Genomic DNA, 9,614 nt, shown 5'->3' with positions numbered 1-9,614 from the left:
CGGCCGCGGGGGCGGTACGCGCTACTCGCGGCCGGCCGCGCTGAACGACATGTCCGGGTAGCGGTCGCCCGCGACCTGGTCGGCGATGGGCTCCAGGGTGGCGAGCTCGTCGGCGGTCAGGACCAGCCGGCTGGCGTCCAGGTTCTCGTCCAGGCGGGTGCGCTTGCGGGTGCCGGGGATCGGGACCACGGTCAGCCCGTGCACCTCGGCCCGCTGGTGCACCCAGGCCAGGGCGACCTGCGCCAGCGTCACCCCGCGCGCCTCGGAGATGGCCCGCAGCGGGGCCAGCAGCGCGGCGTTGGCCGCCGCGTTGTCACCGGTGAACCGGGGCTGGGTGCGGCGCCAGTCGTCGGCCGCCAGCTCCTGGTCGGCGTGGACGAACGAGCCGGTGAGGAAGCCGCGGCCGAGCGGCGAGTACGGCACGAAGGTGATGCCGAGCTCGGCGGCGACCAGCGCCGGGCCGCGCTCGCAGTCCCGGCTGAACAGCGACCACTCCGACTGCAACGCGGCGATCGGGTGCACGGCGTGCGCGGCGCGCAGCTCACTTGAGGTGACCTCGCTCAGCCCCAGGTGCCTGACCTTGCCCTCGGTGACCAGCTCGGCCATGGCACCCACCGACTCCTCGATGGGCACCTCCACGTTGCGCCGGTGCATGTAGTAGAGGTCGATGTGGTCCACGCCGAGCCGGCGCAGGCTGCCCTCGACGGACTGGCGCAGGTACGGGCGGTCGTTGCGGATCTGCTGGAACTCGGGCTCGTCCTCGCGGCGCTCGATCGCGAACTTGGTGGCCAGCGTGATCTCGTCGCGGTGCGCGGCGACGAACGGGGCGATGAACTCCTCGTTGCGGCCGTGCCCGTAGACGTCGGCCGTGTCGAACAGGGTGACGCCCCGCTCCAGCGCGTGCTCCAAGGTGGCTCGCGCCTCGGTCTCGTCGGTCGGCCCGTAGGCGTACGACATGCCCATGCAGCCCAGGCCCTGCACGCCGACCAGCGGGCCGTCCGTACCGAGCGCGACGGCTGCGATCTTCTCGTTGCTCATGGAGGTCAGACCCTCTCCGACGCCCGGCGGGCGTCAGCATAGTTGTCGATCTTGTGGTCGAGGACCGCGAGGGTGCCCTGGAGCTCGGCGATGCGGCGGCGTACGTCCTCCCGGTGCGCGGTGAGCAGGTCCTCGCGCTCGGGGAAGGTGTGCTCGCCGGCGCGGACCAGTTCCGCGTAGCGGACCATGTCCGCCACCGGCATCCCGGTCAGCCGCAACTTGCCGACCAGATCGAGCCAGTTCAGATCCCGGTTGGAGTAGCGGCGCTGGCCGGTGTGCGACCGGTCCACGTGCGGCATCAGGCCGATCCGCTCGTACCAGCGCAGGGTGTGCGCGCTCAGCCCGGTCAGGGCGACGACCTCGCTGATGGTGTAGCGGTCCTGGCCGGTGGGCTTGGGTTGCGCCACGGGCGCCGCGCACGCCGCCCCCACCGTCGCCTCGGTTCGCGTGGCCACGGTGGCGTACGCGCTATCCGTCACGGTCATGCCGTCCACCCTTCGCAGGTTCGGTTTCCCTCGCGACGACTGCAACGCTAGAGAGTTTGAGTGCACTCCAAGCAAGCGAGAAAAACCCGGCCGCATTCCCGGACCCGCTGGTACGGGGCGCCGCGGCGATGACCGCGCACGCCCGGAGCACGGCCCGCAGCACCGCCCGCACGGGGCCCGCGGGTGCCGGTCCGTACCGGATCGTACGGGTGCCCTTGTCGCACGGGCGCCACGCCGTACGGTGCCATGCCGTGCGGCATCGGGTCGGCTGCCGCATCCCGCCGGCGGTCGGGAGGCGGTCCGGGGCGGGTGCGGGCGGCGGACCTGGGCGCGGTGCGGCGGCGGCCAGGCCGTAGGCTCGCCGGCATGGAAAGCCTGCGGATGATCGAGAACTGGCCGGTCCCCTCGGCGGCTGCGGCCGTCGTACGCTCCGACGGCACGCTGGCCGGGTCGCACGGCCCGACCCGCGACCGGTTCCCGCTCGCGTCGGTCACCAAGCCGCTGGTGGCGCTGGCCGCGCTGGTCGCCGTCGAAGAAGGCGCGATCGACCTCGACGAACCGGCCGGGCCCGCCGGCGCGACCGTGCGGCACCTGCTCGCGCACGCCTCGGGCCTCGCCTTCGACGAGCACCGCACGATGGCCGGGCCCGGCGAGCGGCGCATCTACTCCAACGCCGGCTTCGAGGTGCTCGGCGAGCACATCGCGGCGGCCACCGACATCCCCTTCCCCGAGTACGTGCGGCAGGCCGTGTTCGAGCCGCTGGGCATGGCCGACAGCGAGCTGGCCGGTTCGCCGGCCAAGGACGCCATCTCCACCGTCGCCGACCTGGCCGCCTTCGCCGCCGAGTTGCAGCGCCCGCGCCTGGTGGCCGCGCAGACCCTGGCCGAAGCCAGCTCCGTCGTCTTCCCCGGCCTCGCCGGCGTGCTGCCCGGCTACGGCAACCAGCGGCCCAACGACTGGGGCCTCGGCTTCGAGATCCGCGACGGCAAGTCCCCGCACTGGACCGGCGCCACCTCCTCGCCCGGCACCTTCGGCCACTTCGGCCAGTCCGGCACGTTCCTGTGGGTGGACCCGGCGGCCGGCGCGGCCTGCGTGGCGCTGACCGACCGCGCGTTCGGACCGTGGGCGATCGAGGTGTGGCCGGCCCTGACGGACGCGGTCCTCGCAGAGCTGGCGAGCGCGTAACGGCCGCCCCGGCCGGGCCCGTACGCGTACCGGACCGGGCCCGGCGCCTGGTCCGCCGCGCCCCGTACGCGCGACCGGGCCAGGGGCCGAGCCTCCGCCGCCCGGCCCCTGGCTCAGTACCCGAAGTCGGGCTCGCCGTGCATCTCCCACACCAGGAACTCCGCGTCGCCCACCGCGGTGGCGTGCAGCCCGGGCCGCTCCTGGAGCCTGGCGGCGTCCCCGGGGCCGAGCCGCTCGCCGGCCAACTCGACCTGGCCGCGCACCACGTGGAGGTAGACCGAGGGCGCGTCGGGCAGCGCCGTGCGTGCCCCGTCGGCCAGCCGGCGCGGGTGCAGCACGGCCCCGGCCCGCTCCAGTGCGTACGGGGTCGCGTCGGCGAGGCCGCGGACCACCTCGTACTCGGGCTCGCCGCCCCAGGCCGCCGGGGTCAGCCACATCTGGACGAAGCGCAGCGGATCGGCGCCCGCGTTGCGCTCGCTGTGCCGTACGCCGCTGCCGGCGCTCAGCCGCTGGACGTCGCCGGGGCGGACAACCGTCCGGTGCCCGGTGGAGTCCTCGTGGGTGAGCTCGCCCTCGATCACCCAGGTGACGATCTCCAGATCGCGGTGCGGATGCTCGTCGAACCCGGCGCCGGGCGCGAGGTTCTCCTCGTTGCACGCCGCCAACAGCCCGAACCGCACGTTGTCCGGGTCGTAGAAACCCGAGAAGGAAAACGCATGCCAGGTTTCGATCCCCGGCTCCGCCCCGCCCCGGTACCGCTCACCAGCCCGTTGAACCCACGTCATCGGCCCACGGTAGCCCCTGCCGGGACCCCGTGCCCGCGCGCACCCCATCCGATAAGGCAGGCTTGTCTTCGTGCCTGAACCCGCATCCGCCCTTCCGCACCCGCATCCCGCAACGCTCCGCAGGCTGGAGAAGTCGTCCGGCAAGCTCGCGGCGGTCGCCATCGCCCGCATGGACGAGCAGCTCCCGTGGTACCGGGCGATGCCGCCCGAGAACCGCTCCTGGATCGGCCTGGTCGCCCAGGCCGGCATCGCGGCGTTCACCGAGTGGTTCCGGCATCCCGACGCGCCGCAGGCGATCAGCACCGACGTGTTCGGCACCGCGCCCAGGGAGCTGACCCGGGCGATCACGCTGCGCCAGACCGTGGAGATGGTGCGCACCACCATCGAGGTCATGGAGTCGGCGATCGACGAGGTCGCGGCGCCCGGTGACGAATCGGTGCTGCGCGAGGCGGTGCTGGTCTACGCGCGCGAGATCGCGTTCGCGACCGCCCAGGTGTACGCGCAGGCCGCCGAGGCCCGCGGCGCCTGGGACGCCCGGCTGGAGTCGCTGGTGGTCAACGCGGTGCTCTCGGGCGAGGCCGACGAGGGCGCGCTGTCCCGGGCCGCTGCGCTCGGCTGGACCTCGCCCGAGTCGGTGTGCGTGGTGCTGGGCACCGCGCCGAGCGGCAACAGCGAGCTGACGGTGGAGGCCATCCGGCGCGCCGCCCGGCACGCCAAGGTGCAGGTGCTGACCGGGGTGCTCGGCGAGCGCCTGGTGGTCATCGCGGGCGGTTCGGACAATCCGCTCCAGACGGCGAAGGCGCTCATCGGGCCGTTCGCCGCCGGCCCCGTGGTGGCCGGCCCCATCGTCGGCGACCTGGTGTCGGCGACGCGCTCGGCGCGGGCCGCGGCGGCCGGCCTGCGGGCCAGCGCGGCCTGGCCCGACGCGCCGCGGCCGGTGCTCGCCGACGACCTGCTGCCCGAACGAGCGATGGCCGGCGACCCTGCCGCTCGTGAACAGCTAGTGGAGGAGATCTACAGACCACTAAGCGAGGCGGGATCGGCCCTCTTGGAGACGCTGAGCGTCTATCTGGAACAGGCAAGCAGTCTGGAGGGCGCCGCCCGCATGTTGTTCGTGCACCCCAACACCGTGCGCTACCGGCTGCGACGTGTGACCGATGTCACCGGGTGGTCACCCTCTGACGTACGGTCCGCGTTCACGCTCCGCATCGCCCTGATCCTGGGGCGGCTCGCCGACGCAGGAGCGTGACTCCAGGGTTTTGTCCGACGTCCACAATTCCCCAGACGGTTCTTCGTCCCTGTCCCCACGGGCGGCCGACACCCGTCGCGAGAGAGAGTGTGAGAGTGCTCGTACTCGTCGCTCCCGGCCAAGGCGCCCAGTCGCCCGGCTTCCTCGCCCCCTGGCTCGAACTTCCCGGTGTCGAGGACCAGCTCCGTGCCTGGTCCACCATTCTCGATCTGGACCTCGTCTACTACGGCACCAAGGCCGATGAGGACGAGATCCGGGACACTGCCGTAGCGCAGCCGCTCCTGGTGGCCTCCGCGCTGGTCTCGGCGCAGCAGCTCTTCCCGACGACGGACGACCTCGCCGCCCGGGTGGGCGTCGCGGCCGGCCACAGCGTCGGCGAGCTGGCCGCCGCCGCACTGACCGGCGTGCTGTCCAACGTGGACGCGCTGCGCCTGGTGCGCAAGCGGGGCCTGGCCATGGCCGAGGCCGCCGCGGTGACCGAGACGGGCATGGCCGCCCTGCTGGGCGGCGAGCCGGACGTGGTCCTGCCGCACCTGGAGAAGCTCGGCCTCACGCCGGCGAACGTCAACGGTGCGGGCCAGATCGTGGCCGCCGGCACCGCGGAGCAGCTCGCGGCGCTCGTGGCCGACAAGCCCGAAGGCACCCGCAAGGTGGTGCCGCTGAAGGTCGCCGGCGCCTTCCACACCCAGCACATGGCCCCCGCGGTCGAGGCGCTGGCCACCGCGTCGAAGCAGCTCGTGCCGGCCGACCCGCGCACCCGCTACGTGTCCAACAAGGACGGTCAGCTCGTCGCCTCCGGCGCCGAGGTGATCGACCGCCTGGTCGGCCAGGTCGCCAGCCCCGTGCGCTGGGACCTGTGCATGGAGACCTTCAGCAGTCTGGGCGCCACCGCCCTCATCGAGGTGGCACCCGGCGGAGCCCTGACCGGGCTGGCCAAGCGCGCGCTGCCCGGCGTGCAGCACCTGGCGCTGAAGAAGCCGGACCACCTGGAAGCGGCCCGGACGCTGATCGCCGAGCACGCTGCCCCGGCCGAATAGGAGTCCCAGAGCATGACGTCGAAGATCAAGCCCGCCCAGGGCTCTCCGTACGCGCGCATCCTCGGCGTCGGCGGCTACCGCCCGACCCGCGTGGTGCCCAACGAGGAGATCCTCAAGCACATCGACTCGTCGGACGAGTGGATCCGCTCGCGCTCCGGCATCGCCACCCGGCACTGGGCCGGCCCGGATGAGACCGTGGCCGCCATGTCGGTCGAGGCCGGCGGCAAGGCCATCGCCGACGCCGGGATCACCCCGGACCAGATCGGCGCCGTGATCGTCTCGACCGTCTCGCACTTCAAGCAGACCCCGGCCATCGCCACCGAGATCGCCCACCTGCTCGGCACCGCCAAGCCCGCCGCCTTCGACATCTCCGCCGGCTGCGCCGGGTTCGGCTACGGCCTGACCCTGGCCAAGGGCATGGTGGTGGAGGGCAGCGCGGAACATGTGCTGGTCATCGGCGTGGAGCGGCTGTCCGACCTGACCGACCGGACGGACCGCGCGACGGCCTTCCTGTTCGGCGACGGCGCCGGCGCGGTGGTGGTGGGCCCGGCCAAGGAGCCCGGCATCGGCCCCACTGTGTGGGGCTCGGAGGGCGACAAGGCGAACACCATCATGCAGACCGAGTCCTGGGAGATCTACCGGGACGCCAAGGACCTCAGCGAGGTGCGCTACCCGGCCATCACGCAGGAGGGCCAGGCGGTCTTCCGCTGGGCGGTGTACGAGATGGCCAAGGTCGCCCAGCAGGCGCTGGACGTGGCCGGCGTCGCGGCCGAGGACCTGGACGTCTTCATCCCGCACCAGGCCAACATGCGGATCATCGACTCGATGATCAAGACACTCAAGCTGCCGGAGCACGTCACGGTCGCCCGTGACGTGGAATCCACCGGCAACACCTCGGCGGCCTCCATCCCGCTCGCCATGGAGCGACTGCTGGCCACCGGGAAGGCGAAGAGCGGCGACACCGCTCTCGTCATCGGCTTCGGGGCGGGTCTCGTCTACGCAGCGACGGTCGTTACCCTCCCCTAGTCCGTACGATCAACCCGCGGACTCACCCCCGCCACAGCGCAGCCCGGAACCGTCGGCGCTGCACATTTCACGCACACATCGAAGGAGAGCGCCAACATGGCCGCCACTCAGGAAGAGATCGTCGCCGGTCTCGCAGAGATCGTGAACGAGATCGCCGGTATCCCGACCGAGGACGTCCAGGTGGACAAGTCCTTCACCGATGACCTGGACGTCGACTCGCTGTCCATGGTCGAGGTCGTCGTCGCCGCCGAAGAGCGCTTCGACGTCAAGATCCCGGACGACGACGTCAAGAACCTCAAGACGGTCGGCGACGCGACCGACTACATCCTCAAGCACCAGGCCTAAGGGCCTCGCCTGTCGCCACCCCGGCGGTGGCGGATTCCGCACCTCTACCCGTGGAGAAAGAATTCCTGTGAACGCGACCAATCGCACGGTGGTCGTCACCGGTATCGGCGCAACCACACCGCTGGGTGGCGACAGCGCGTCATTCTGGGAGGGCCTGCTCGCAGGGCGCTCCGGCGTCGGCCCCCTCACGCACGACTGGGCGGAGCAGTTGCCCGTCAAGATCGCGGCGGAGATCGCCGTGGATCCCGGTGAGTCCATCCCCCGGCCGCAGGCCAGGAAGCTCGACCGGTCGGCGCAGTTCGCGCTGATCGCCGCCCGCGAGGCGTGGGCCGACGCCGGTTACACCGGCAAGGCCGGGGCCGAGGCGGGCATCAACCCGGACCGGCTCGGCGCCGTCATCGCGTCCGGCATCGGCGGGGTGACCACGCTGCTCGGGCAGTACGACATCCTGCGCGAGCAGGGCGTGCGGAAGGTCTCCCCGCACACGGTCCCGATGCTCATGCCGAACAGCCCGGCGGCCAACGTGGGCCTTGAAGTCAACGCGAAGGCCGGCGTGCACACCCCGGTCAGCGCCTGCGCCTCCGGCGCCGAGGCCATCGGGTACGCCATCGAGATGATCCGTTCCGGCCGGGCCGACGTCGTCGTCGCCGGCGGTACGGAGGCGGCGATCCACCCGCTGCCCATCGCCGCGTTCGGCAACATGATGGCGATGACCAAGAACAACGAGGACCCCGAAGGTGCCTCGCGCCCCTACGACACGGGCCGGGACGGCTTCGTGCTCGGTGAGGGCGCCGGCGTCGTGATCCTCGAATCGGCCGAGCACGCCGCCCAGCGCGGCGCCACGGTCTACTGCGAGGCCATCGGCCAGGGCCTGTCGGCCGACAGCCACCACATCGCGCAGCCCGAGCCCACCGGCAGCGGCATCGCCCACGCGCTCCAGAACCTGCTCGACTCGACCGACCTGAAGCCCGCCGAGGTCGTGCACGTCAACGCGCACGCCACCTCGACGCCGCTGGGTGACGTGGCCGAGCTGAAGGCGCTGCGCAAGGTGTTCGGCGACGACGTGGACCACATGGCCGTCTCGGCGACCAAGTCGATGACCGGCCACCTGCTGGGCGGCGCCGGCGGCATCGAGACGGTGGCGACCGTGCTGGCGCTCAAGCACCGGCTGGCCCCGCCGACCATCAACATCTCCGAGCTCGACCCGGAGGTCGACGGCGACATCGTGCGCGACGAGCCGCGGGCGCTGCCCGACGGTCCGATCGCGGCGCTGAACAACTCCTTCGGCTTCGGCGGCCACAACGTGGCGCTCGCCTTCCGTACGGTCTAGCGCCCCGGTCGGCCTCGGCGCCCACCGCGCGCCGCAGCCGGCCTACGACGAACGTCGGAGCGCCCGCCCGGTCCTTGGGACCGAGCGGGCGCTCGTTCGTTCCGCACCGCCGGCCGCTGCGCCCCCGCGCTCCCCCGGCCACCCGGGCTCCGGGACCGGCGCAGGGCGGACTTCCGGGCCACCTGCGGCCCAACACCGGCCCCGGGCAGGCGAGTTGGGGCAGGGAGGACGGCCCGGGCGGCGGGGCCGGGTGGTCAGGGCTCGGGCCGGGTGGCCGGGGCACGCCAAGCAGTCGGGGCCGGACGACAGGGCCGGGTCGGTCGGGCCGGGCCGCGGGGCGCCGGCCGACGGCCTAGACGACCTGGTGGAGCCAGCGCACCGGCGCGCCCTCGCCCGCGTACCTGAACGGTTCGAGTTCGTCGTCCCAGGGCTTGCCGAGCAGCTTGGTCAGTTCCGTGGCGAGCTCGCTCTCGCCGCGGGAGGCGCGCCCGAGGGCGGCCCGCAGTCGGTCCTCGGGGATCAGGATGTCGCCATGTATCCCGGTGACCGCGTGGAAGATGCCCAGGTCGGGGGTTGAGCTGTAGCGCTCGCCCTCGGCGGTGGCGCACGGTTCGGCGGTCACCTCGAAGCGGAGCAGGTGCCAGCCGCGCAGGGCGGAGGCGAGTTTGGACGCGGTGCCCGCCTGCCCCTGCCAGGAGAACTCGGCACGCCAGGTGCCGGGCGCTGCGGGCTGTCTGATCCAGTCCAGGGTGACGCGCACTCCGAGCACACCCGCGATGGCCCATTCGACGTGCGGGCACAGCGCACGCGGGGCGGAGTGAACGTACAGGACTCCACGTGTCGTCACCGGGACCTCCAGTGCGGTTCGAGGTACGCCTTCCCCAGCGGCCTCGCGTTCCTTACCGGCTTGAGCCCAGGACAGCAACCATTCTGCCCCAATGATCACACCCGTACCAGCCCCCGAGACTACCTGTAGTAAACACTACTGGGGGTAATTCTCTCTAAATGGGACAGGAAATGACGCGACGTAACGTGCCGGCATGCGCGACGCGCACCTCCGCGGTCGGGGGTCCACCTCACACGGGCAAAGCTACCGCGCGGCAGCGCCGGGCGGATGACGTACCGTCGGTCTCG

The 9,614-nt window shown here is 72.3% G+C and carries 10 protein-coding genes; 6 read left to right on the top strand and 4 right to left on the bottom strand.

Annotation, left to right across the window (positions count from 1 at the left end):
* Positions 1 to 21: 21 nt before the first annotated feature.
* Both ACMA1D_RS03630 and ACMA1D_RS03625 read right to left on the bottom strand, forming a co-directional pair.
* Positions 22 to 1,038 (bottom strand): aldo/keto reductase, encoded by a 1,017-nt coding sequence (locus ACMA1D_RS03630; protein WP_414722383.1) that lies wholly within the window; start codon positions 1,036 to 1,038, stop codon positions 22 to 24.
* A gap of 5 nt (positions 1,039 to 1,043) precedes the next feature.
* A complete protein-coding gene (locus tag ACMA1D_RS03625; protein ID WP_414722382.1) occupies positions 1,044 to 1,523 on the bottom strand; it encodes a MerR family transcriptional regulator in 480 nt (159 codons plus the stop codon).
* A 366-nt stretch (positions 1,524 to 1,889) separates the two neighbouring features.
* On the opposite strand from ACMA1D_RS03625, the gene ACMA1D_RS03620 reads away from it, so the two are divergent.
* Positions 1,890 to 2,708, top strand: coding sequence for a serine hydrolase domain-containing protein (locus ACMA1D_RS03620; protein ID WP_414722381.1), 819 nt, complete (start codon positions 1,890 to 1,892; stop codon positions 2,706 to 2,708).
* A gap of 113 nt (positions 2,709 to 2,821) precedes the next feature.
* On the opposite strand, the gene ACMA1D_RS03615 is transcribed toward ACMA1D_RS03620, so the two are convergent.
* A complete protein-coding gene (locus tag ACMA1D_RS03615) occupies positions 2,822 to 3,493 on the bottom strand; it encodes a pirin family protein (protein ID WP_414722380.1) in 672 nt (223 codons plus the stop codon).
* 70 nt (positions 3,494 to 3,563) lie between these two features.
* Here ACMA1D_RS03615 and ACMA1D_RS03610 point away from each other — a divergent pair, with 70 nt between their 5' ends.
* The 5 genes from ACMA1D_RS03610 to fabF all read left to right on the top strand — a co-directional run bounded on the left by ACMA1D_RS03610 (position 3,564) and on the right by fabF (position 8,480).
* A complete protein-coding gene (locus ACMA1D_RS03610) occupies positions 3,564 to 4,742 on the top strand; it encodes a PucR family transcriptional regulator (RefSeq protein WP_414722379.1) in 1,179 nt (392 codons plus the stop codon).
* 95 nt (positions 4,743 to 4,837) lie between these two features.
* A complete protein-coding gene (locus ACMA1D_RS03605; protein ID WP_414722378.1) occupies positions 4,838 to 5,779 on the top strand; it encodes an ACP S-malonyltransferase in 942 nt (313 codons plus the stop codon).
* A 12-nt stretch (positions 5,780 to 5,791) separates the two neighbouring features.
* Complete coding sequence (locus tag ACMA1D_RS03600; RefSeq protein ID WP_414722377.1) at positions 5,792 to 6,805, top strand: ketoacyl-ACP synthase III; 1,014 nt, start codon at positions 5,792 to 5,794, stop codon at positions 6,803 to 6,805.
* 96 nt (positions 6,806 to 6,901) lie between these two features.
* Positions 6,902 to 7,150 (top strand): acyl carrier protein, encoded by a 249-nt coding sequence (locus ACMA1D_RS03595; protein ID WP_349991095.1) that lies wholly within the window; start codon positions 6,902 to 6,904, stop codon positions 7,148 to 7,150.
* A gap of 67 nt (positions 7,151 to 7,217) precedes the next feature.
* A complete protein-coding gene (gene fabF / locus ACMA1D_RS03590) occupies positions 7,218 to 8,480 on the top strand; it encodes a beta-ketoacyl-ACP synthase II (RefSeq protein WP_414722376.1) in 1,263 nt (420 codons plus the stop codon).
* Positions 8,481 to 8,832: 352 nt separating this feature from the next.
* Here fabF and ACMA1D_RS03585 read toward each other — a convergent pair whose 3' ends face one another.
* Positions 8,833 to 9,327 carry a DUF3145 domain-containing protein gene (locus ACMA1D_RS03585; protein WP_414722375.1) on the bottom strand — a complete coding sequence of 165 codons (495 nt, stop codon included), beginning with the start codon at positions 9,325 to 9,327 and terminating at the stop codon, positions 8,833 to 8,835.
* Positions 9,328 to 9,614 lie beyond the last annotated feature (287 nt).

The organism is Streptomyces sp. 796.1, assembly GCF_047525675.1.
Lineage (GTDB): Bacteria > Actinomycetota > Actinomycetes > Streptomycetales > Streptomycetaceae > Streptomyces.
The sequence above is the reverse complement of the archived record's forward strand: the minus strand, read 5'-3'. Positions and strand labels throughout refer to the sequence as shown.

Bases quoted from the DNA above. Each gene is read 5' to 3' on its own strand.
- ACMA1D_RS03630 (WP_414722383.1), bottom strand. From the start codon at position 1,038: ATGAGCAACGAGAAGATCGCAGCCGTCGCGCTCGGTACGGACGGCCCG.
- ACMA1D_RS03625 (WP_414722382.1), bottom strand. From the start codon at position 1,523: ATGACCGTGACGGATAGCGCGTACGCCACCGTGGCCACGCGAACCGAG.
- ACMA1D_RS03620 (WP_414722381.1), top strand. From the start codon at position 1,890: ATGGAAAGCCTGCGGATGATCGAGAACTGGCCGGTCCCCTCGGCGGCT.
- ACMA1D_RS03615 (WP_414722380.1), bottom strand. From the start codon at position 3,493: ATGACGTGGGTTCAACGGGCTGGTGAGCGGTACCGGGGCGGGGCGGAG.
- ACMA1D_RS03600 (WP_414722377.1), top strand. From the start codon at position 5,792: ATGACGTCGAAGATCAAGCCCGCCCAGGGCTCTCCGTACGCGCGCATC.
- ACMA1D_RS03595 (WP_349991095.1), top strand. From the start codon at position 6,902: ATGGCCGCCACTCAGGAAGAGATCGTCGCCGGTCTCGCAGAGATCGTG.